General features: G+C 58.0%; 15 protein-coding genes and 1 pseudogene. 4 read left to right on the top strand and 12 right to left on the bottom strand.

The window, feature by feature from the left end; genetic code table 11:
- Positions 1–327 precede the first annotated feature (327 nt).
- Entirely contained in the window at positions 328–1,872 is a 1,545-nt protein-coding gene (locus ACMGT0_RS19730) for an EAL domain-containing protein (RefSeq protein WP_416769387.1), read from the top strand.
- On the opposite strand, the gene ACMGT0_RS19725 is transcribed toward ACMGT0_RS19730, so the two are convergent.
- Both ACMGT0_RS19725 and ACMGT0_RS19720 read right to left on the bottom strand, forming a co-directional pair.
- On the bottom strand, positions 1,862–2,542 hold the full coding sequence (locus ACMGT0_RS19725) for a response regulator transcription factor (protein WP_054058126.1): 681 nt from the start codon (positions 2,540–2,542) through the stop codon (positions 1,862–1,864). The genes ACMGT0_RS19730 and ACMGT0_RS19725 overlap by 11 nt on opposite strands.
- Positions 2,542–4,341, bottom strand: a complete 1,800-nt coding sequence (locus ACMGT0_RS19720; RefSeq protein WP_416769384.1) for a PAS domain S-box protein — start codon at positions 4,339–4,341, stop codon at positions 2,542–2,544. Before ACMGT0_RS19720 ends, ACMGT0_RS19725 begins: the two co-directional genes overlap by 1 nt.
- A 199-nt stretch (positions 4,342–4,540) precedes the next feature.
- Here ACMGT0_RS19720 and ACMGT0_RS19715 point away from each other — a divergent pair, with 199 nt between their 5' ends.
- Positions 4,541–6,163, top strand: coding sequence for an acyl-CoA synthetase (locus ACMGT0_RS19715; RefSeq protein ID WP_054058124.1), 1,623 nt, complete (start codon positions 4,541–4,543; stop codon positions 6,161–6,163).
- A 15-nt stretch (positions 6,164–6,178) separates the two neighbouring features.
- Positions 6,179–7,948: an acyl-CoA dehydrogenase C-terminal domain-containing protein gene (locus tag ACMGT0_RS19710; RefSeq protein WP_416769382.1), complete on the top strand. Its 1,770-nt coding sequence runs from the start codon at positions 6,179–6,181 to the stop codon at positions 7,946–7,948.
- Positions 7,949–8,073: 125 nt separating this feature from the next.
- Here ACMGT0_RS19710 and ACMGT0_RS19705 read toward each other — a convergent pair whose 3' ends face one another.
- The 4 genes from ACMGT0_RS19705 to ACMGT0_RS19690 all read right to left on the bottom strand — a co-directional run bounded on the left by ACMGT0_RS19705 (position 8,074) and on the right by ACMGT0_RS19690 (position 13,180).
- Positions 8,074–8,421, bottom strand: a complete 348-nt coding sequence (locus ACMGT0_RS19705; protein WP_054058122.1) for a DUF6124 family protein — start codon at positions 8,419–8,421, stop codon at positions 8,074–8,076.
- Between the two features lie 388 nt (positions 8,422–8,809).
- Positions 8,810–9,049: a hypothetical protein gene (locus tag ACMGT0_RS19700; protein ID WP_054058134.1), complete on the bottom strand. Its 240-nt coding sequence runs from the start codon at positions 9,047–9,049 to the stop codon at positions 8,810–8,812.
- A 269-nt stretch (positions 9,050–9,318) separates the two neighbouring features.
- Positions 9,319–11,013, bottom strand: coding sequence for a hypothetical protein (locus ACMGT0_RS19695; protein WP_416769379.1), 1,695 nt, complete (start codon positions 11,011–11,013; stop codon positions 9,319–9,321).
- A gap of 388 nt (positions 11,014–11,401) precedes the next feature.
- Complete coding sequence (locus tag ACMGT0_RS19690) at positions 11,402–13,180, bottom strand: ATP-dependent nuclease (protein ID WP_054058121.1); 1,779 nt, start codon at positions 13,178–13,180, stop codon at positions 11,402–11,404.
- Between the two features lie 417 nt (positions 13,181–13,597).
- Between ACMGT0_RS19690 and ACMGT0_RS19685 the strand changes: the two genes are divergently transcribed.
- Positions 13,598–14,395, top strand: a complete 798-nt coding sequence (locus ACMGT0_RS19685; RefSeq protein ID WP_054058120.1) for an alpha/beta fold hydrolase — start codon at positions 13,598–13,600, stop codon at positions 14,393–14,395.
- Between the two features lie 106 nt (positions 14,396–14,501).
- Here ACMGT0_RS19685 and ACMGT0_RS19680 read toward each other — a convergent pair.
- The 6 genes and pseudogenes from ACMGT0_RS19680 to ACMGT0_RS19655 form a co-directional block, all read right to left on the bottom strand.
- Positions 14,502–14,694, bottom strand: a pseudogene (locus ACMGT0_RS19680) (integrase); the annotation flags it as partial.
- A gap of 193 nt (positions 14,695–14,887) precedes the next feature.
- Positions 14,888–15,319, bottom strand: coding sequence for a DUF6124 family protein (locus tag ACMGT0_RS19675; protein WP_054058119.1), 432 nt, complete (start codon positions 15,317–15,319; stop codon positions 14,888–14,890).
- A 664-nt stretch (positions 15,320–15,983) separates the two neighbouring features.
- Complete coding sequence (locus ACMGT0_RS19670) at positions 15,984–17,636, bottom strand: hypothetical protein (RefSeq protein WP_416769376.1); 1,653 nt, start codon at positions 17,634–17,636, stop codon at positions 15,984–15,986.
- A gap of 56 nt (positions 17,637–17,692) precedes the next feature.
- Positions 17,693–19,093, bottom strand: a complete 1,401-nt coding sequence (locus ACMGT0_RS19665; protein WP_416769374.1) for an integrating conjugative element protein — start codon at positions 19,091–19,093, stop codon at positions 17,693–17,695.
- Between the two features lie 44 nt (positions 19,094–19,137).
- Entirely contained in the window at positions 19,138–20,082 is a 945-nt protein-coding gene (locus ACMGT0_RS19660; protein ID WP_273822322.1) for a TIGR03756 family integrating conjugative element protein, read from the bottom strand.
- Positions 20,083–20,368: 286 nt separating this feature from the next.
- Positions 20,369–21,409, bottom strand: a complete 1,041-nt coding sequence (locus ACMGT0_RS19655) for an alpha/beta hydrolase family protein (protein WP_416769372.1) — start codon at positions 21,407–21,409, stop codon at positions 20,369–20,371.
- Positions 21,410–21,668: the final 259 nt, after the last annotated feature.

Genomic DNA, 21,668 nt, shown 5'->3' with positions numbered 1-21,668 from the left:
TACCTCGCTATCACGTATGAAAGGGCGGCCGATCTGCGTCGGCGCGATGATCTCGGGAGAGTAGTGGCATTTGTCGTGCCAGCCCCGTGAATGATGAAACCTCCTGTTTTTCAGGCGGTTGCGCCGGGTGATGGCGAATGGCGGTCATGCAGGCTGCACGAACGGGTTGCGGCGATGATGCAGATAGCCCTGCCAACCGGCAGCGGCACCGGACACCTGGATCCGCCGGCCGATGATGGCAAGCTGCTGGTGCTGGGCTACGGTTGAGTGCAGGATCGCCAGCTGATGAAAAACTTCGACAATAGCGAGTCGCTATAAGGTTCAGGGATGCCCGGTTACAGAGACAGCGGGAGGTGGCGTACGCTTCTGCATTTGGCCGTATGGGTGGCCTGCGGTGTGGCGCTGTCCATCTGGGTGGCCCAGATCGTGTGGCTGGCCGCGTCCGAAAGCCGTGTGGACGCCTATGCGCGCGCGATCCTGCTCCAGGCCGATTCGGTTGCGGACAATATCGTGACCGCGCTGGAGGCCATCAATCGGGATTCGAACCCGATCTGTCGTGAGGACGATCAGGCAAGCCTGAAACAGATCGCCTTCCATTACCGGTTCGTGAGGGACGCCGGCCGAATGATCGACCGTGACGTACAGTGTTCGGCGCTGTGGGGGGCATCGGCAAAGTACCGGATCGAGGGCGATGGCAAGTTGGGCAAGACCGGTTCGATGCTCTGGCGGGCGGTCTTCGATGATGACGGCAGGCACATCAACGTGGATATCACCTCCCGGGGCTCGGCGTTCGTGGTGACTTCCCCGGTAGCGTTTTCCTCTTTCGAATCGCCACCCGAGGAATTGAGTGCGCGGGTGACCTCGGCGGACGGCCAACTGATCATGCGTTCCTTCGGTCAGCTCAAGCGTCTGGGCTATCTGGAGGGCAAGAATGTCAGGGTCTGCTCGGACCGGTTCAGCATCTGCGTGGAGGCGCAGGTGCAAAGCCATGTTCTGTCCTGCAAGCATGCCGGACTGCTCGGCCTTGTGATCCTTCTGGGGGCGGTGTTCGGTGGCCTGGCCTGGTATGCGCTCAACCACAGAATCACCCAATCCAGGTCATTGCCGGTGCGCTTGAAAAAGGCGATTCGACATTCGCGCATCGATCTTGTCTATCAGCCGATTGTCCAGGCCGGCAGCGGTCGGATCTGTGGCATGGAGGTGCTGTCCAGGTGGCACGACCCGGAGCTTGGCTGGGTGGCGCCCGACAGCTTTTTCAGCGTGGCGGCGGAGTTGGGGCTGGCCTTTGATCTCAATAAAATCGTCCTGCGAAAGTGCCTGGCCGAGCTGTCCACGGTGTTGCAGGCCAATCCACCGTTGTATGCCAGCATCAACCTGGCGGCCAGGGATCTGCTGGACCCCAGGACCCTGGTTTTCTTGAAGGCCGAGGCCGCGCGGGCGAACGTCCGACTGGCACAACTGGCGATCGAGGTGCTGGAGAGTTCCACGGCGAACATGGCGATGGTCGCGCAGAAAATCGATGAATTCCGCGCCCTGGGCGGCCAGGTGTTTGTCGACGACTTCGGTGCCGGCTACTCGAGTTTGTCCTACCTCGCCAATCTGCGGGTCGACAAGATAAAAATCGACCGATCCTTTACCAGTGCGGTGGGCGATTGCTCGCCGGCGGCGTTCGCCCTGCTCAAGGTCAACGAGATCGCCGAGGCCATGGATGCCCAGGTGATCTTCGAGGGCGTTGAGACCGAACAGCAGCGGCAAGCGGTCCTGAACTTCTGCCCCCAGGCCTTTGCCCAGGGCTGGCTGTTCAGCAAGGCGCTGCCGATCGGCGAACTGCTGTCCAGGATCGATCTGGCCAGCCTGACACTCAAGCCCTGAACTCGAAGCGGGCTTCCCGTGACGGCGGCGAGTCGTCTGTCACCCTGGCTCGCAAACTCAGGGCGTCGATCAGACCACAGGCAATGGCCATCCCCACGAGCGAGGGCAAGCTCTGCGCTTGCATTCGCTTCATCACCCGACTCCGATACAGGTCGATGGTCTTGATGCTCACGTCCAGGTGTTCGGCGATCTCTCGGTTGCTCAACCCCTGGACGAGGGGAATGAAGACATCCCGTTCCCGCGGCGTGAGGCTGTCGATTCGCTCCTGAACCTGGGCCAGTTCCGTCGTGCCGGCGAGCGAACTGCCTGCGCGATGCAGTGCTGCCTGAACGCTGTCCAGCAACAGCTGATCGTTGTAGGGCTTTTCGATGAAGTCGCAGGCGCCGGCCTTGAAGGCGCGAACGACGATGGGCACATCGGCATGGGCGCTGACAAAAATCACCGGGATCTTGAGGCCGCGCTTGTGGAGCGTCTCCTGGACAGCCAGACCGCCCATGGCCGGCATGCGAACGTCGAGCAGCACGCAGGCCGGCCCGGCAGGATCGACGGCGTCAAGGAAGGCCTGGCCGCTGGTGAACGGAACGGCCTCCAGGCCCACCGACTCCAGCAGCCAGACGGTTGAGTCGAGCATGCCCTGGTCATCGTCGATCACATACACCGTTGCCTTCATCAGCGTTCCTCTTTCCATCCGTTATTGACCGGCAGCCTGCAGCACAGCACCAGACCACCCGTGTTGCCGGCCCGTGCCTGCAAGCTCCCACCGAAGCCTTCGACGATGCTGCGGCTCATCGACAGGCCAAGCCCCAGCCCCTCAGGCTTGCTGGTGGTGAAGGGGGTGAAAATCTCATCGAGGCGCTCGGCGGGCACGCCGCCTCCCTGATCCGTTACCTCGATCTGCAGCCAATCACCCTGGCGCTCGGCGCCGAGCAGAATACGCGACGGTTGGCCGCCATGCTGCTCCCGATTGGCATCAATCGCGTTACGCAGCAGATTGAGCAGGACCTGTTCGAGCAGCACACGGTCGGCGTACACGCCTGGCAGGTCATCGGCCATGCGCAACTCTATGCTGACCTGATCCCGCAACGCTTCCCAGGCACACAGGCGTACCGCTTCGCTGGCCACCTGGGCCGGGACCAGTTCCTGCAGTCGGCGGGGCTCTTTGCGCAGGAAGGCGCGAAGCCGCCGAATCACCTGCGCGGCGTGAGTGGCCTGTTCACTGATGCGTTGCAGGCCTTGGCTGATCCGGTCGCGGGCCTTCGGGTCCTGGTCGAGACTTTGCAGGTAGCGCTGACTGGCACTGGCGTAATTGACCACCGCTGCCAGGGGCTGATTGATTTCGTGGGCGATGCCGGAGGCCAGCTCGCCGAGGGTCATCAGGCGTGCGGTGTGAGCCAGCTCATCCTGATGCCGTCGCGACTGCTGCTCCCGCAGTTCGCGTTCCGTCATGTCGCGGGCCACGAGAGAGTAGTAGCGTTCTGCGCCAATGGCGCGATGGGCCAGCAGCACCAGGGAGACCGGAAAGGGGCCGCCTTCGCGCCACGGCTGAAGCCGTGCCTCTGTCTGCCACACCCCCTGTCGCTCAGCGCTCTCCCACCCTTCGGTGTCCAGCCTCTGGCGCGTCTGATCATCCAGCAGCGCGGCGAGGGGGGGCAGCGCCTGCAGGCCATCGAGTGCCAAGGCCTGACGTGCGGAGGCATTCAGGTAGCTGATGTGCCCCTGGCGATCGATGAACAGCACCAGGTCGGTATTGGCCTCAACGACTTCGGCCAGACGACGGCGGTTTTCCTGGGCCTCCACGCGAACGCTGACATCGCGCGAAATGCTGACGATCTCTGCCACCGCACCCGTGTAGGTCTCGCGGATGGCATGGCTGGCAATCTCGAACCAGCGGTAGCCCCCATCGGTGTGGCGTACCCGGCAGGTCATGGTGTGGTAGCCGTCCTGCACCAACGCCGCGGCGGCCACGGGTAGCACCTCCCGGCATTCACGCGGGTGCAGCAATGCTTGCACCGGCCTGTCACGCAGTTGCTCGGGCCACAGGCCGAGCAAGCGGTACGCGGCCGGCGAGGCATCGAGACACACCCCATCCGGACTATGGCGAGAGATCAGGTCTGTGGTGTTTTCCGTGATCAGGCGGTAGAGCCGGCGCGCGCGGCTGGCCTCTCGAATGCTATGGCGCTCCTCACTGGCATCCCGGCAGCGCACCAGGACTTGCCCGTTCGCCTCATCGGGCACATAGGTCCAGAGGAAGGTTCGCTCATCCCGTACGACCTCCACGTCAATGATCGAACGGTTTTGTCGCAGACAGGCCTGGACCAGCGCGGGGTGATTGGCCGCCAGCACGTTCCCCAACTCGCCAGACTCGGCAATCAAGGCCTGCAGGGCAGGGTTCAGGCTCAGTGGCTGGGCGTCGGCACCTGCGAGCAGCGTGGGCTGTGGATCTTTTTCCAGCAGGGGGAATGATCTCATTTTTATCGGTTTCAGCTTGTTTTATAGTATTTGTACCATATTGCTATGGTAAATAATCCAATTACTATAGTGGTTCGCGTAAAAAGCGACGGTGGGAGTCTGAGGCCTTGCTCAGCTCCCGACCCCTGATCAGAGCTAACAATCAGCCACCGGGGATCATGCGCACTGGCTGCGCCTGGCTCCCACACAGGATGACCGCATGTCGATCTTCTCCCAGGGCTTGCAGCCCACCCCTGTCAATCACGTCGCCTTGACCCCCTTGAGTTTCATTGAGCGAACCGCCGCCATCTACGGTGAATATCCGGCCGTGATCCACGGTGCTATCCGGCGTAACTGGAGCCAGACCTATGAGCGCTGTCGGCGGCTGGCAAGCGCCCTGGCGGGGCGCGGTGTCGGCCCTGGCGATACCGTGGCGGTGATGCTGCCGAACATTCCCGAGATGCTGGAAGCGCACTTTGGTGTGCCCATGACCGGGGCGGTGCTCAACACCCTCAATGTGCGCCTGGATGCCGAAGCGATTGCCTTCATGCTCCGGCACGGTGAGGCCAAGGTGCTGATCGGCGATCGTGAGTTTCACCGTGTGATCAGCGATGCACTGGGTAGGCTGGAGCACCCGCCGTTGGTCATCGACGTGGACGATCCGGAGTTTGGCGAGGGCCAGGCTGTCAGCGAGCTGGGGTATGAGGCGTTTCTGGCCGAGGGCGATCCGGCATTTGCCTGGCAATGGCCGGATGATGAGTGGGCGGCGATTTCGCTCAACTACACCTCCGGCACCACCGGCAACCCCAAGGGCGTGGTCTATCATCACCGCGGTGCCTACCTCAATGCCATCGGCAACCAGATGACCTGGACCATGGGCCATCGCCCGGTTTACCTGTGGACCCTGCCGATGTTCCATTGCAACGGCTGGTGCTATCCCTGGACCATCACTGCCCTGGCGGGGACCCATGTGTTCCTGCGTCGGGTCGACCCACAGAAGATCCTCATCCTGATCCGCGAGCACCGGGTGACCCACCTGTGTAGCGCACCGATCGTGTTGAACGCCCTGGTCAACATGCCCGATACCGCCAAGGCGGCGATCGAGCACAGGGTGCAGGCCATGGTCGCCGGGGCAGCGCCGCCGGCCAAGGTCATCGGTGCCATCGAGGAGATGGGCATTCAGGTCACCCATACCTACGGTTTGACCGAGGTGTATGGACCGGTGACGGTCTGCGCCTGGCACGACGAGTGGGATGCGCTGTCGTTGCAAGAACGTGCGCGGATCAAGTCACGCCAGGGGGTGCGCTACCCGACACTGGACGGCCTGATGGTCGCCGACGCGCAGACCCTTCAACCGGTGCCGCGTGACGGTAATACCCTGGGCGAGATCTTCATGCGGGGTAACACCGTCATGAAAGGCTACCTGAAAAACCCGGAGGCCACGGCCGAGGCCTTCCGGGGAGGCTGGTTTCACACCGGTGACCTGGCGGTCTGGCATCCCGATGGCTATGTTGAAATCAAGGACCGGCTCAAGGACATCATCATCTCCGGCGGCGAGAACATCTCGACCATCGAGGTCGAGGACACCCTGTACAGGCACCCGGCAGTCCTTGAGGCTGCCGTGGTGGCCCGTCCGGACGAGAAGTGGGGGGAGACGCCGTGCGCCTTCGTCGCCCTCAAGCCCGGGTACGGTGCGACACAAGCGTCGGACATCATCACCTGGTGTCGCGAGCACCTGGCCGGCTTCAAGGTGCCCAAAACCGTGGTGTTTGGTGAGCTGCCCAAGACCTCGACCGGCAAGATCCAGAAATTTCTCCTGCGCGACTGGGCCAAGGCCCTTTGAACGGTGAACTCACAGATGACTGATTACACTGCACCGCTGCGTGACATGCGTTTTGTTCTTCATGAAGTGTTTCAGGGCCCGGCGATGTGGGCCCGTTTACCGGCGCTGGCCGAGCGTGTCGACACGGACACCGCCGATGCCATCCTCGAGGAGGCGGCGAAGATCACCGGGCAACTGATTGCACCGTTGAGCCGCAACGGAGATGAACAGGGTGTTCGCTTCGACGCTGGCGAGGTGACCACCCCGGACGGCTTCCAGGCGGCCTGGCAGACGTATCGCGAGGGCGGATGGGTGGGCCTGGGGGGCAACCCTGAATACGGCGGCATGGGCATGCCCAAGATGCTCTCGGTGCTGTTTGAGGAAATGATGTATGCCGCCGACAGCAGCTTCAGCCTGTACTCGGCGCTGAGTGCGGGGAGCTGCCTGGCCATCGATGCCCACGCCAGTGAGGTTCTCAAGCAAACCTTCCTTGTCCCGATCTACGAAGGCCGCTGGTCGGGCACCATGTGCCTGACCGAGCCGCATGCCGGGACCGATCTGGGGTTGATCAGGACGCGGGCTGAACCGCAGGCAAACGGCAGCTACCGGGTCACGGGCAGCAAGATTTTCATCACCGGCGGCGAGCAGGACCTGACCGAGAACATCATTCACCTGGTGCTGGCCAAGTTGCCCGATGCACCGGCGGGCCCCAAAGGTATCTCTCTGTTCCTGGTGCCCAAGTACCTGATCGGTGCCGATGGCGGCCTGGGCGAGCGTAATGGCGTCCACTGCGGGTCGATCGAGCACAAGATGGGCATCAAGGCATCGGCCACCTGCGTCATGAACTTCGACGGTGCGGTGGGTTACCTGGTGGGCGAGCCGAACAAGGGGCTGGCGGCGATGTTCACCATGATGAACTACGAGCGTTTGTCCATTGGCATCCAGGGCATAGGCTGCGCCGAGGCCTCGTACCAGAACGCTGCCCGCTACGCCAATGAGCGCCTGCAAAGCCGCTCTGCAATGGGCCCGCAGGCCAAGGACAAGATGGCCGACCCCATCATCCACCATGGTGATGTCCGCCGCATGTTGCTGACCATGCGGGCCCTGACAGAAGGTGGGCGCGCGTTTGCCACCTATGTCGGCCAGCAGCTCGATCTGGCCCGTTATGCCGAGGCTGCGGGGGAACGCGAGAACGCACAGCGCCTGGTCTCGCTGCTGACGCCCGTGGCCAAGGCCTTCTTCACCGACAATGGACTGGAGAGTTGTGTGCTGGGCCAGCAAGTGTATGGCGGCCACGGCTACATCCGCGAATGGGGCCAGGAGCAATTGGTACGGGACGTACGCATCGCGCAGATCTACGAGGGCACTAATGGCATTCAGGCTCTGGATTTGCTGGGGCGCAAGGTGCTGGCCGATGGCGGTCAGGCTCTGGCTGTGTTCACCGACGAGATCCGCCTGTTCTGCGCCGATGCTGCGCTGCATCGCGATGCGGTGCTCCAGGCCATTGAGCGGCTGAGTGACACCTCCCACTGGCTGATGCGCCATGCGGTGGATGACGCGAACCTGATCAGCGCCTCAGCGGTGGAGTACCTGCAGTTGTTCGGCCTGACAGCCTACGCCTACATGTGGGCACGAATGGCGGCCGCGGCTCAGCCAGCCATGGCAGACGATCCGGCGTTCTACGGCGCCAAGCTGGCCAGCGCCGAGTTCTTCTTCCAGCGTCTGTTGCCCCGTTCGTTGGCCTTGGAGGCCAGCATCAAGGCCGGCAGCCACAGCCTGTACCAGTTGCGGCCCGAGCAGTTCTGATCAGCATGTCTCGCCAGCTCGCTTCTCGACGTCACTCAAGCCTGGCTAGCCTTTGCCACTGATAGCTAAGGCCAACGACTAGGTGAAACGGGAAGCGGTGCTTCCCGCACCTCAACGACGTGCTGTCAGCCTGTGGAGCCGACTGTCTGCGTCTCCAGCATTGAGTCCATACGCAGTTGTGCAAGCTCAATCAGGTGCACGACACCCATCGCCAATTTGCGATTAGAGCCGGTCTGGTTATCGGCATGCTCATAAGCTGTGGCCGCAGCTGATTGCAGGATTGAGTAGACATCGATCAAGGCTTCCTCCTGGTTCTCAGGTTCGGGCAGGCGTCTGCCAGCACCGTCAACCGGTGATGATTTCGAAGCAGCGTCTGGCCGGAGGTTGTAGTGAGACAAAGCCCGGTCCGCAACACGCGGATTGATGCCACCAGCATGGGAGGAGGGCGGGGGATTTGGCGTGACCTTGAACATAGGGTGGTTACTCCCGATCTGTTTGGGAGCCGTCACATTCGCGACTAAACGAAGAGGTGGCAGCCGTACGCAGGTTAGTCGACCGGTGATCAGGAAAACCGGCGCACCGAAGTGCCCTGCGCACGGCCACCATAAAAAGGAGGCTGCAAAAAAGCGCCTCGTAGAAGGTGGCGCTGTGCGCCTGATCAAACTGGCGGGCGACTAAACCCGGTCACTGAATTGGCAGTGACGAAACCGAGCCTAGCCCCGCGATCAGGCGCAAACAAGCGCTCGGGATTTTCTAGGAAAATTCACTCAAGTGAAAGGGAGTTGTCTGGTTTGGCGCTGAATGGGCAGAAGCTGCTGATCGGTGTCTTCGTGGAAATGGGGTAGAACCCGGCGGGATCTTTTAGAACCAGTGTTCGTGCATTTTCGAAAGAAATTCAAGGGTAATCGGCAGACGGGATGCTGAACCGATGACCGAGTCGATCCCGCACTTCGGACACAAAGCGGTTCTATCCAGATCAACCCATTCAGTGATTGCTGAGGGTGAAAACACACCTAAACAATAAAAACAGCCACAGTGATCGCTTGCTTCAATTTGAGCACGGTGATTGATAGAAAACAGGTGCGCTGAGATTACATCCATGATCAACTCCTTGAACTCCAAATTGACTAGCATTTCTTTCTTGCTGTCCTGGTCGACGAACTCGACCGAAAGTTGCCGGTGATTTAGGGTCGCAATTGACCTATTGCTGCCCTTCGTAGAGGACAGCTATCGGCCAAAAGCGGACGCATGATCACATGTCAGCTTCCATTCAAAACAGTAAGCCCGCTCCCGGCAGCTAAAGGAAAAGCAGGCGATCATAACGCGCATTACGCAGTGGAGGTTCAAAATTTATATTGTAATAAGTTTTCCTATGTTTTAATTTTTTGAACAATACAAGTATAAAGCCGAAAGCCGTAGTGGATAAGCATCAGAAATCCAATTACAACTGCGACCGATACTCCGATTCCAAATATTTTTCCAACATGATCTTCAGCGAAGGTTAGGCCATAATGCTTTGCTAGTGGCTGCATCAACTCTGGCGACAGCGTGGCAGATGCAATGATTCCAAAGATAATGGTAATTCGGCGCGTATAAGACTCCGATGCAATTTTCTCATCTAGTTCAAGTGCCTTTCGGATAGTATCAATTTTTTTATGTAGAAGCCTACAAACTGACGCCAAGTGATCGCCGCACTTGACCTCTTCCAAATATTGGGCTATCTCGCCGTGCTTGTGCGCAGAAAGAAGAGATTCTTCAAAACTTAGGATATTTAGCTCTAGTCGCGCCACGTCAATTGCGGACTTGCACCTCTCCAAACCAAGCAAGGCATATGAATAATATATTCGAATGTAGTGCGATGTCTCGTTTAATACTTGTATGTCTGAGGTTAAATTATTAAAAGTATAGGATCTGTTGTTTTCAATTGATGACGCTACTGCCGCTGAGGACAGCATCAGTGAAACCGCCTCGGAGTAGAAGCTATTATAATCATCGAAATTTCGCATATCGCTGTAATCTAAGGCTGTGTACAGCGAAGACTCCGCAAGATACACTCGACTCATGACACTATCCACTAGATGCTTATGCAAAGCCCAGTTCTCTGACGAGCTATTTTTTTGCCTGGAGTGTGAGCCAATATAAATAATTGGCTTTCCTATCCAGTGAGCGCCGATAGAGTCCTCGTGGTATTGGCTCCCCAGCCAATTTATATGAGTTTTAACTACTCCATTCTTTAAGGCTCGAGCCACTACTGACAACAGATTTCTTGCTACATCTGTGAGTGTGAGCTGATCGGTATGGACTAGCTCATATACCTCTAGTCTCTCATCAAGAAATTCTAATTTTTCGGGAGCATCCAATGATTTTTTTATCATGCCCTCGAATGTCCGTCGTTGTGAAGTTCGCTCTCGTGTGGGCATTTGTGAAACTTGAGTTTCGGTGCTGGCTAAAAATAATTCCCTCTCGCACAAAACAGAATTCATGTTGCGCTGCGATTTGTTAACCTCCTTATATACCACTTCATTCGCAGTTGCATCCTGAAACCCCAATATCGAGCTAAGAGATATACTTAGAATTCCTCCGGCATAAATTCGTATGTAAGGAATAAACATTTCGTATTCTTCATCATCTTCGAATCTGATTGCTAGTGGGCGCATGAAAATTCGCGCACTTTCGGTCGGAAAGCCGAAAGCAGTATTAAACAATTTTTTGTCTGACAGGAGCAGATTAAACGCACTAAGCAACGAGTAAATATTTGAGTCTCCAGGATTGGCTCTCACAAAATCATTATGCCCGCGCACTGTCATGCCTAGCCCAGAGATTGTAGTTTCGACGCCCAGCAAATGAGATCTAAGTCTGCCGTTTTCTTTGAAATAAATCCGACCTTGGCTATCCAGAGCGAAACTACAAAGTTTAGACGCGACAAGTAACTCGCAGGCAGCTGCGACATTTACTCCATCATGAACTTTCGAAGAACATAAAAAAGTAGAATCTCCCGAGTAAGTGTCTTCACTTTTTGAATTAAATTCTGATCCTGATTCTATATCTGAACAAGACGTTAACATTAAACGTATTCCTCTCAGCTAATTTTTTGGCCTAGGTGCGTCAAAAAATCTGTACCTGCTTAATAAGTATTATTTTTTTTGCTACGTCAAGGTCTGAGTGAAATGAACGAGGGGCGACCTGTGTAACGGATCGTGATCCTGCGGCGGCGAGGAGAGCACGCGAATCTCATCGAAAATCGAAAGGTTTGGGAACAATGGATCAGTTATTGGAAAGGTCGGAAAGATACGATGAATAGCTATGACTAGACGAATTTGGTCTTTGGGCAGAAATGACAAGAAGGATTGATCCTAGCCATTCCTGCAGGACTGTTTTGGCCGACTTCGTGTTAGATAGAAATCGGCCAGAACCAGACATTAGAAAGAATAGCCACCACTGAAGTTACGTTCACTAAAATGCTCTTAACCATTCTAAGCAAGCCTTCAGCAACGGAGCCTTGGCTTCAGTTGATGCACCATCTGCGCTACGCAGAAAGTCCTCTTGCTCAAGAATGGCTTCTTCACCTTTTTCGTGAATACCGAATACATCTTCGATACAGCCAATAGGCCATACCCATGTATTTCGGGCCAGAAGCTCGTTATGAACTGCTTCCGCTAATTCGAAGCCTTCCGGGTCGTGTGCGAATAGCGCCCAAGTATCTGCGGCTCTTAATCCTCCAGAATTCACGGGCAGACCGTTCCCACCCAGCGGTACACCGTGCTCTGCTCCAATTCTGATCAACACGCCTTTCACTTTGGCCATATCCTCACCGTCTTTTGATAACCAAGCCTCGCCACCACTTCGAGCGTGCGTGAAAGCAAAATCCAAATCTGCAATAACACCACAGGTAATACCCATAGCTGAGAGTACTGAAACCCCTTTAGGGATGCTGGAGCAACTGCCTAGCGCCACAAAGCAGATGCGATCAAGTTCTGGCCTCGATCCATACAGCCTTTCGTACACCAGTGGAAGCAGACGCTGATCGGTTTTACCTTCACAAAGAATTACCTTCTCAGCGAAGTAAATGTCAGCAACGTTGCCTAATTCGAAGAGAGCACGGGATTGAGCCTGAGCTTCCTCCATTGCATTAGCAACAGCTTCCCGTAACTGTGCGCGGACGACAGAGCCATCAACTGGATGCCTGCGAACGATGACTGTATCTGGAGCGTTATCCCTGCTGAGCATTAAGGGAGAATGAGTGGTGAATACAATCTGAAAGCCTGCGACCGAAAGTTGCTTAAGCGCTTCTCGAAGCTTGCGAACCCCTTGAGGGTGTAAGAAGAGTTCCGGCTCATCAATTAGCAGCATCCGCCTAGAAATCCCTTGAGCGGTGGTTTGACGCAAATCTGCCAGCAACCGAATCAACGCCATTTGAATCGCTCGTTGTGCACCACTTCCTACCTGATCAAATCGTCGACGATCACCAGATGCTTCGTCGGTAACGTGCAGGTCTCCCGATTTGAAGAATTCTTTTACATCGATTGAGGGAACGTCTAAATCCAAGCGCAACCCTGGAAAGAAATCCCCAAGCGCAGCGGTAGCATCATTATCAAAGCCAGTTAATACAGGTGATCTCTGCTCACCATCAACTCTCAATATACGTCTGACTGCTTCCAAGGCTTGGGTGACTTCAACATGTGCTGTGAGGATTGGCGTCATAATTTCATCTAGCAGCCCACGAATAGTGCTGCCAGCTTTTCCTTTTCCTAAATCCTCCGGCACATCGTCCATTGCTTGAATGTGGAGAGCTTCAGGAAGCAAAGCAGAAACAACTGATGGCAGACCCGTCGGATATGAACGCCAGGTTGTAGGAATGCCATTTGCGTCCTTTTCATCTGGTTGCCAAACCTCCTGAACTGGCTTTGCGGTGCCTGTGCCAGTGGTGCGGATCCATAGCTCTCCGTTAACACAATAGGGTTCAATAGCTAGGCGGTGTCTGGGCTCTGGAATTAACGAGATTAATTCTGGAGTTATTCCGGAAATACATGCACTGAGCACTATCGGCAGCGCAGGGTCAAAGGCATCATTTTTAACGAACGCTTTTGGCGCTAGAACAATTCGGATGGCATCTAATATGGTGGACTTGCCAACGTTGTTTTGTCCCACCAGAGGTGTGAAGCTTCCCAAGGATAGAAAGACATTTTTACAGGCACGAAAGTTTTGAATATGGATTTGAGTTAATCCGTGCATTTCGCGATCTCCTTGTTACCCTAGCTCTGGATGCAAGGGCTCTGGAGATTCAGCATAGAACCATTTTTTCAATGTGCTTTTAATGATGCAGGATGTGGTTTGAAGCTACAGGATGAGTAAACCCTACGAGTGCCCGTGTGTACCTGAAAGCGGTCATCTGTAAGTGAAAGCCATCGGCCGTTAGCCGTCGATTGCCAACGTCCGCTTTCGGCCATGAGCGGTCGTCCGACCAGGGGCCGATTCGCATGTAGGAACGGCGCTTGATGCCCGCACTTCGGTCATGCATCCGTAGGCGAGTTCGCCTCCTATTGATCCATGCTCAGGGGATTGGTAACATGAAATTGCTTTGAAAACGCCCTCCCAGTTTGCCGGGAGGGCGTTTTATTTTGGTTCCGCCAATCACACAGGAACCATAGAATGAAAGCGCCCTTTGAAGCTCGCTCCGAATCTGACGCCATCTTGGGATATGTGCCATACGGCAACGGCCCGATTCACGTGCTGGTCATGCATGACTGGCTAGGCGACCACTCCAGCTACCACGCTGTCATGCCCTGGCTTGACGACCAGGCGTTCACCTATATTTTCGTTGATTTGCGTGGCTACGGGCGATCGATTGAATTGTTGGGCGAATTCACGGTAGAGGAAATTGCTGCCGATTGCCTCATGCTCGCCGACCATCTCGGTTGGACGAGCTTTCACGTAATTGGCCACTCAATGACCGGGATGATCACGCAACGCATTGCTGCGGACGCGCCGTCGCGCGTCACGAGCGCGATTGCGGTGTGTCCCGTTTCTGCCGCAGGCAATCGCTTGAGTCCGGACGCTCTGGCTTTCTTTGCCAGCACGATAGAAGACGACGATGCCCTTCGGCGCTTGTTCAAATTCGTGACCGGAGGTCTTTCCGATGGTTGGGCTAATCGCAAGGTCCGACAAAGTCGCGACACGGTTGCGCCTGCTTGCCGGGCGAGATACCTCGAAATGCTGGTCACGGCGAACTTCGTCGATGACGTTCGGGGCCTTGAAACACCCTACTTGGTCATCATCGGTGACAAGGATCCCGGACTGGATTCGCAGGCAATGACGCGTACCTTTCTCGCGTGGCATCCGAACGCAGAGCTGCACGTGATTCCTAACTGCGGTCATTATCCGATGCAGGAGTGCCCGCCACATTTCGCAAGCGTTATCGAGGCCTTCTTGAAACGCAGCACCATTTGACCTGAATGACTGGAGGAAGGCTGCAAGCGGACATATTCGGGTGAGGCCGGATTGTCCGCAATGGGTCGGAAAGCGACGGTCTGCCGCAGACCGTCGCAGTGGAAGCTTACACGTCTGTTTGCTCTGCCATTTCTAGGGCATCGTCTACCTCGATGCCCAAATACCTGACAGTGCTTTCGAGTTTCGTATGACCAAGCAAGAGTTGAACTGCCCTCAAGTTCTTGATCCTACGATAGATCAACGAAGCCTTGGTTCGCCAACGTGTGGATACCGTACATCGTCGGGTCCAGTCCAATGGCTGTTTAAGCCCAATTGCAGCCTGACTCAAACAAAACAGCCTCCGCGATACCCGGGGCGGTTCACTACATGCAACTGGAGGCCTTCGAGGCGGTCAGCGATAATCCGCAGGCCAAGCTGTCGGCCGTGATCAACTAAACGGCAAACTCAGTGGCCAAGGCCACGATGAGTTACACCACTTCCTGGGACACGATCTCATAGCTCTTTCGAAGTGTCTAAGGCAGGAACTGAATGTCCATCAAGCAGTGCCTCCACGACAGCTCGTGACAGCCTGATCGAGCGCGCCATTCCCATCAGCAGATCCCGTTCGAAACCATCCAGGCGAGGGCAGATTTCATCGGCGCTCAGCTCGGCAGTTCTGAGCAATTCCGATACTTGGGTCAGTGCATCCTGGGCGGTGACGCCTGGTTGAACAGAGAACAGTGGCGGCGAGGTTGCTGTACCGGCCTCTACTGCTTTGAAGGCGGTCGTGGCGAGTGCGTCGAGAGGAATTGGCTCTTGGGTACAAGGCGGCGCCGATTTTATCTGTGCCAGTGATTCCTGCATGATCTTGCGCAGGTAGGCGGCTTTTTCCTCAGGGCTGGAGGTGCTGCAGGGTGGCGGGTCGGGAGTGATTTTTTTGACCATGGTGAATCCTCTGTGTATTGGAGAAGTTCACCACTTTCGTGTCCAAGCGAAGGGTGGCGAACTGTACGCAGGTTGGACAACCGGGACACAGATAACCCGGCACACTCGAAAGTGTCCCGCGCACAGCCCGCCATAATGCGAGCACAAAAAAACCGCTATCGCGGTGCTGTACGCACTGTGAGATCCCGGGTGTCCAAGCCCGATCGCTGAATTGGCAGCGACCTCCGGACTCTAGCCACCAGGGCAGGCGTGGACAATATTCTCCCATGTCCATAGTGCGTAGGAAACAGGCTCATTTTCGGAAAGCTGCTTCGTACGTTTCCAGGTGTTGCTGAGTGATCACTCTGGGTCCTTGGGATGAGAATGGAAGAGTGCTGTGGCAGGCTTCTCGCTAATGGGCGTGTGGTGCAATGGCCCTACAAGTTCTCGATGGGACCAAAACCATGATTCGCAAGCTGGGCCATCGACTGTGCGATCGATGTGGGCACGACTCCCATAAAGAGGAGGCTGTAGAAAAGCACCTCGCAAAAGGTGGCGCTGCGCGCCTGATCAACTCTTAGTTCGCTCAGTGCCTTAATTCTGAGCGTGAGGTGCGCGGCTGACCGGTGCCCAACTTGATTGCTACTTCAATCAATGCGAGCCTCGTATGCTGCCTATACGGCTCTCAATCCTTGACGGTACCCACCAGCGAGTCGATCAACATCGCCGAAGCGGTATCGCCATTCTCCAGCATCAGTTGGCGCAGCGATTTACCAAACACGGGCACCGGTGTGTCGAAGGAGAAGCTGGCCTTGCCCTGGTAGCTGGCAACCACGCGAATCCGATCCTCGGACCAGCGGATCGTGTGGCCGCTTGCTCTTTCGCGATAGTCCTTGAGAAAGGCCGCCGCCAGCGGGGTTGTGCCGTTGAGGTCCGTGGCATCGAGGTCGGCACCGGCAGCCGCAAGGGCCTGCGCGAAGCTGAGATCGCGCTCGGCCATGCAGGCATGCAATGGCGTCTCACCCCCGTAAGCCTTGGCGTTTATGTCACTGCCGTTGAGCAGGGCCTGAAACAGCTCCTGTATCTGATCGCCGGTGTTGCGGCGCCTCAGCAGCTTCTCGGTCCGCCTGCAGAACAGTGACAGGGCCGTGTCGCCGTAGGCGTTGTGCGCCTTCAGGTCTTCCTTGCCAGCCAGTGTGATCATGTGTCCCAGGCTGCAGTTGAGAAAGTGCAGGGGGCCCAGGCAGCTCATCAACCGGGTGTTGCCCTCGCCATCGCGGCCCATCGGATCGGCACCTTCGGCCACCAGGTAGTCGTAGGCGCTTTCTGCGGCCGAGGTGATCAGTGGGCGGTCCTGATCGGTCAGCCGTTGATTGATATCGATGCCGGAGCTTTTCAGCAGATAGGCGAAGCCGTCCAGGTCCTTGAGGGCCATGCTTCCATCCGGGGTGAGATGGTCACCGCCTGAGGCCCTCCAGACACGCTCGGCCATGGGGGTTCTGTTCGGCGGATTGTCGTAGTCGCGCACCGTGGCTTCGCCGAATTGGTAGCGGGTCCAGACTCCCACCTGCAGGTCATCCTGATAATGGCCTTTTTCTTCCACAGTGCCGGCGGGCCAGTCGCGCATGAAGTAAATTTCCGAAGGGCCGTTTTTCTTGCCGGCGCTGTAGGTGACTTTGGTTCTCGGCACCCTTGTACCTTGGGCGTCTACCCAGGTCTCCAGCACACCGTTGAGCACGCCATTCTGGTACGTGGCGCGGTCCTTGAGGTCGCCTTTGTAGTCGTAATGTTCCACCCGGCCATCGAGCTTGCCGGAACCGTCGCTGGCGAAGGTTTCCAGCAAGGTCAGCTTCTGTTCCCCCTCGATCACCCGCCATTTGCGCTGCGCACCGACGCGCACCTCACTGCCCGCCAGGGAGGTGCTGTCACCGACCTGCAGGCCGGTGGCGCAATCATAGGTTTGCACGGCGCTACGTCCGCCTTCCTCCGTCAACAACTCGTGCAGTTGCCGGGAGAAGGTGCCCGTGCACCAGGTCTTGCGTGTCCCGACGAACACGCCGGCTTTCAACTGGCCTTCGACCAACAGCGCGCCGCTCGGGTCGAACTGTTTCCATTCTCCCACGGCCCGGCCATTTTCCACCTTGAAGGACAGCAGCAGCTGGTCACCGACCTTATGCGTCACGGTGCCATTGAGGGGCTGACCGGACTGGGGCTCGATGTACAGCGCATGGGGAGAGCCGAGCCTGCCGGCTTTGGCGGAGATTTCATCGAAGGTGTACTCGGCATTGCAGCCGGCCAGGGCCAAAGCCAGGGCACAGAGCGAGAAACGTTTTTTCATCACTGATCCTTGTAATAAAACCTGGGGGGCGACAGTTACGGGGGCAGCGGCCTTGCTCAGGGAGGTGGCGGCCGCCCCCCATTGCCCTTGACCTCCTTCTCCAACGACTCCAGCCGATTGGCATCCGGATCCCCCTCGAAGATCGTGCGTGAGTTGTCCTTGCGCTGCTGGTGCCGCGCGATAATTGCCGAGGGTGAATTGCTGGTCAGGGAACGGCGCATTTCCAGGTCGGTGAGCAGGTTGGCGATTTCCTGTTGCAGGGCCTCGCGCTCGACGTCGATGGTCTTGGCGGCGAGGCCGCTGGCGGACACATTGGGCTCCTTCTGGCCGGCGAGCAGGGCGCGTTGCAGCAGCAGGGCTTTCTCCAGAATGCTGGTGACGGCAATTTCCGAGACCAGGCGCTGGGCCAGCAGCTCCTGGTCGGGCTCATCACGCAGGGCGGTGATGACGCCCCGGGTGATCGGCATCGAGTTGCTGCCCGCGCTGGCGAGATTTTCCGGCGTGGTGGTCTGGCTGCCGTCGATCAACGCCTTCAGTGCCTTGAGCTTGGCCTCGTACTCTTCCTGAATCAGCGGTGTCAGGCCCACGCCAGCGGTGGCGGTGCTCTTGGTGCAGTCTTCACACGTTTGCTGTTCGTCTTCCCCCAGCACGCGGTTGGCAAACCCGGCCGCTTCATCCGGTGATTTCCAGGTCTTGCACAGCAGGCCGCTGTTGCAGGCCTTGGGATCGATGCTGCTGTTGTCCGTGGCACCGCGGCCATTGAGCAGGTTGTAGCCGGCCTTGGTCACATCCTTGACCACCTTGATCGGTGCCTGTTGTTTGCCTCCGGCTTTTTCCCCTCCGACCCAGGGCACACCGGTGTTGCCGTTGTCCTTCTCGGCCTGGGCGGTGACCGCAACGGCGTCAGTGTTCTGGACCATGGCCTCCTTGAGTGCCTGGCCCTCGGCGAGCGCACCCCAACGGTTCTGGTTGCCGGCGACCTTCATCATGCGCTCGGCCATCTCGCGGCAACTGGCCTTGGAGCGGTCGAAGTCCAGCCGTGCCTGCAGGATGCCGTTGGTGAGCAGGTTGTAAAGGCCCGGGTCCGCTCGCTGAATGATCAGCGCCGGCAGCGAGGCCACAGCCCCCGTGGCGCCCTGGATCAGGTCGCCCATGATGTTCTGGAAACCCTCGGTGAGGCCGTTGAGCTGGTTGTGCAGGGTGGTGTTCAAATCCATCTTCCCGCACATCAGGTCGGTGTTCCACCCCACGCCGACCTGGAGGCTTTGCATGTCGCCGGCCCGGCCCATGTTCACGGCGCTGCCACCGCCAATCCGGTACAGCACGTCGTCACTTATGGCACTGCCGCTGCTACCGAACTCCGTCGCCGTGGCTGTCGGCGGAACGCTCCCCAGGGCCATGAGCAGAAGCAGCCAGCGACTGGGGCTGGGGCGGCGAAACGATGACATCCGAATCATGAGAGGCTCCATTACGAGAGAGGCGATCGTTCGGCGTCGCGAGGTCATTGGCCGCCGGTGCTGCCCAGGAAAGTCTGTCCTTCCTGCTTGCAGCAGCTGTAGGGGCGCCAGAGCGACCAGGCATAGGCGCCATCCGGGGCCTGCTGGTGAATGCCCGGTTCAGGGAAGGTGGCACAGGAGGCACTGGCCGTCGGCGTCAGTTGCTGCCACTTGCCCGTCAGCGCATCGGATTCACGCAACTCGCCGGCGGGCCAGTAACCGGGCTTGGCGAGTGCCAGCAGAGGGCGATAGACATGTACCTGCCCAGGGCGGGTCACGATGTCGCCGGCGCGCTGAGCCATCACCGCTGACGCCTTGTAGTCATCCGGCTGGTGCAGGAAACCACTGCGCGGATAGACGTTGCCCCACAGGTTCATCGACAGCCGACTGCCGACTTCGCGCATGCCAGGGACCAGCGACTGGGGGAATACACTCTCAGGAATGCCGTGGCGCCAGCCAATCGGGTCCAGGGTGCTGAGAAAATGGGGCATGTAAGGTGTTCCGGCACCCTCGCAGGTGTAGCCCGAACCGCTGGCGAAGGCGTTGAAGGCGGCGATGCCGGGATGACCGATCACGTCGACGTTCTTGAATACCGAGAGGCTGTTTTCGCGGGAGCTGTTGGTGGTGCCACTGCCGCCCCCCTGGGCACCGGAGGTTGGGGCGCTCAAGGCCCTGACCTCTGTCCAGGGGTTGTCGCCCGTGCTGGAATAGCTGGAAACCACCGCATCCGGCACGTAGTGCCGCACCTTGGCGGAGGTTTTGACACTGCAGCCGAAGTTAGTGCAACGCAGCCAGTAGCACACCCCCACGACCTGGTACTCCAGGCAATCGGGCGAGGATACCGTCGGGATGATGCTGGCGGTGTTCAAGGCAAAACTCAGGGTGCAGTAGGGCAGGGTCAGGAGGGCGGGCAACCAGCACCTGGCACCTCGATGAGAAACGCGTTGCATGACGTAGATCCGACTGGAAGAAAGGTGGATCTTCTGAAAAGCGCTGCATGTCTACCGCCTGAAAACAGGTTTATGGCTGACTGTATTTGGAGGGGAGCCTGGTGCCCCATACGGGCCTGGGACACGGCAGGTGTGCAAGACTGGGCATATCGGACCCCGGCAGACTCGAAGGTCTGCCGCTCCATGTCATCCATTGGGATGACACGGCCAAGACGATCGGCGGCGTATGGCTCAAACACGCGGTCGGTGCTCGTCCAGCACCTACCGTCAATCGAATCAACCACCGTCAGTTGCGAAATGACTGTGCCAGAAACTCGGTGATCAACGAGGCGATCTGTGACTGGATCAGCGCCCGTGGTCGAGCGTTATCGCCATCCCGGCAAATGATGCCATCGCCGGGTTCGTCTGCTTCGAGCAACGCCATTGCGCCAGGTTTGCACAACGACAGGAAGCTGAAGTGGCTGGCGTCCCGGATCTCGACATAACGACGGGTCGCCGATGGCAATCGCTTGGCCAGGTCGGCGGACTCCAAGCGTGCAGGGAGATCTTCGGAGGGCGCACCCGCCGCGATCACCAGTGCCGGTACCGACCACGCCGCCAGGCTTTCATTGGTGATGCCCCGTGACAGGCCCAGGTCCAGGGTGACGATGGCGGTGACGCGTTTGTCCCTCAGATCACCTTCCAGTCGAGCTTTCGATACCGGATCGCTGTCAGGGTTGATCTGTTTGTAGACGCTGCAACTGGACAGTTGCGGATGGGTGACGCATTCCTGGATAAACCGCTTGGAGTCGAACCGGGCGCCGGCAATTTCCAGCGCGGTCCAGCCACCCAGTGAATGTCCCACCACCGCAATTTGACCTTTCGCCACCCCTCCATACTGACTCGGCTGAGCCATGACCGCATCGATGGCCCGTTGCAGGTCGATGGGCCGCTGCCACAGCTGTGCCGCAGCCTTCCGGTTTCGATCGCGGGTTGTGGTGCCGGGGTGGTTGACCGCGGCCACGATGTAACCCTGGTGAGCCAGGGTGCTGGCCAACCAGGACTGGTTCCCCCAGTTACCGCGAAAACCATGGGAAAGCACCACCAACGGGTGCGCGCCTGCGTCCGGAAGCGCATCGCGTACAGCCAGGTCACCGACGAATACCGCGGTATCAGCGATCAACTGCGGTGTGGCGGTGGTGGTGCTCGGGTACCAGACGACCAGTTCCAGCGGGCGATCATTGTCCTCGTCCGGCAGCGTCCTGGTCTGAAAACCGATGGTCTGGTAGCTTGCGAAGGCCGGTATGTTCAGGCAGATCAGCAGCACGAGGCCGAGTACTTTTTTCATTGTTTTTTCTTCCTTGATGGGATCTGCGTCGATGGGATGCGGCCCGAGGCGCGAGCAACATATCAGTCTTCGTGACGGCTTACTCAAGCATTTCCCGTTGCCAGTGACCACTTCTGGCTGGTAGCAGCCGGGCGTGGGTGGTCGCTTTGGACCCGGAACAGACTGTCGTTCCTGAAGAGCGGGCGACAAACCTCATGTGCTCCAACTTGAACAGCGGGCGGTATCCCCTTAGTGCCTTGGCACCGGCTGCCCATGAAAA

This window comes from Pseudomonas sp. RHF3.3-3 (genome assembly GCF_048069595.1).
Taxonomy (GTDB): domain Bacteria; phylum Pseudomonadota; class Gammaproteobacteria; order Pseudomonadales; family Pseudomonadaceae; genus Aquipseudomonas; species Aquipseudomonas fuscovaginae_B.
Note: the sequence above shows the minus strand (reverse complement) of the source record. Positions and strands in the feature narration are given on the sequence as shown.

Bases quoted from the DNA above. Each gene is read 5' to 3' on its own strand.
- ACMGT0_RS19675 (WP_054058119.1), bottom strand. From the start codon at position 15,319: ATGGTCAAAAAAATCACTCCCGACCCGCCACCCTGCAGCACCTCCAGC.
- ACMGT0_RS19685 (WP_054058120.1), top strand. From the start codon at position 13,598: ATGAAAGCGCCCTTTGAAGCTCGCTCCGAATCTGACGCCATCTTGGGA.
- ACMGT0_RS19725 (WP_054058126.1), bottom strand. From the start codon at position 2,542: ATGAAGGCAACGGTGTATGTGATCGACGATGACCAGGGCATGCTCGAC.
- ACMGT0_RS19695 (WP_416769379.1), bottom strand. From the start codon at position 11,013: ATGTTAACGTCTTGTTCAGATATAGAATCAGGATCAGAATTTAATTCA.
- ACMGT0_RS19655 (WP_416769372.1), bottom strand. From the start codon at position 21,409: ATGAAAAAAGTACTCGGCCTCGTGCTGCTGATCTGCCTGAACATACCG.
- ACMGT0_RS19700 (WP_054058134.1), bottom strand. From the start codon at position 9,049: ATGGATGTAATCTCAGCGCACCTGTTTTCTATCAATCACCGTGCTCAA.
- ACMGT0_RS19690 (WP_054058121.1), bottom strand. From the start codon at position 13,180: ATGCACGGATTAACTCAAATCCATATTCAAAACTTTCGTGCCTGTAAA.
- ACMGT0_RS19665 (WP_416769374.1), bottom strand. From the start codon at position 19,093: ATGATTCGGATGTCATCGTTTCGCCGCCCCAGCCCCAGTCGCTGGCTG.
- ACMGT0_RS19670 (WP_416769376.1), bottom strand. From the start codon at position 17,636: ATGAAAAAACGTTTCTCGCTCTGTGCCCTGGCTTTGGCCCTGGCCGGC.
- ACMGT0_RS19720 (WP_416769384.1), bottom strand. From the start codon at position 4,341: ATGAGATCATTCCCCCTGCTGGAAAAAGATCCACAGCCCACGCTGCTC.
- ACMGT0_RS19730 (WP_416769387.1), top strand. From the start codon at position 328: ATGCCCGGTTACAGAGACAGCGGGAGGTGGCGTACGCTTCTGCATTTG.
- ACMGT0_RS19710 (WP_416769382.1), top strand. From the start codon at position 6,179: ATGACTGATTACACTGCACCGCTGCGTGACATGCGTTTTGTTCTTCAT.
- ACMGT0_RS19660 (WP_273822322.1), bottom strand. From the start codon at position 20,082: ATGCAACGCGTTTCTCATCGAGGTGCCAGGTGCTGGTTGCCCGCCCTC.
- ACMGT0_RS19715 (WP_054058124.1), top strand. From the start codon at position 4,541: ATGTCGATCTTCTCCCAGGGCTTGCAGCCCACCCCTGTCAATCACGTC.
- ACMGT0_RS19705 (WP_054058122.1), bottom strand. From the start codon at position 8,421: ATGTTCAAGGTCACGCCAAATCCCCCGCCCTCCTCCCATGCTGGTGGC.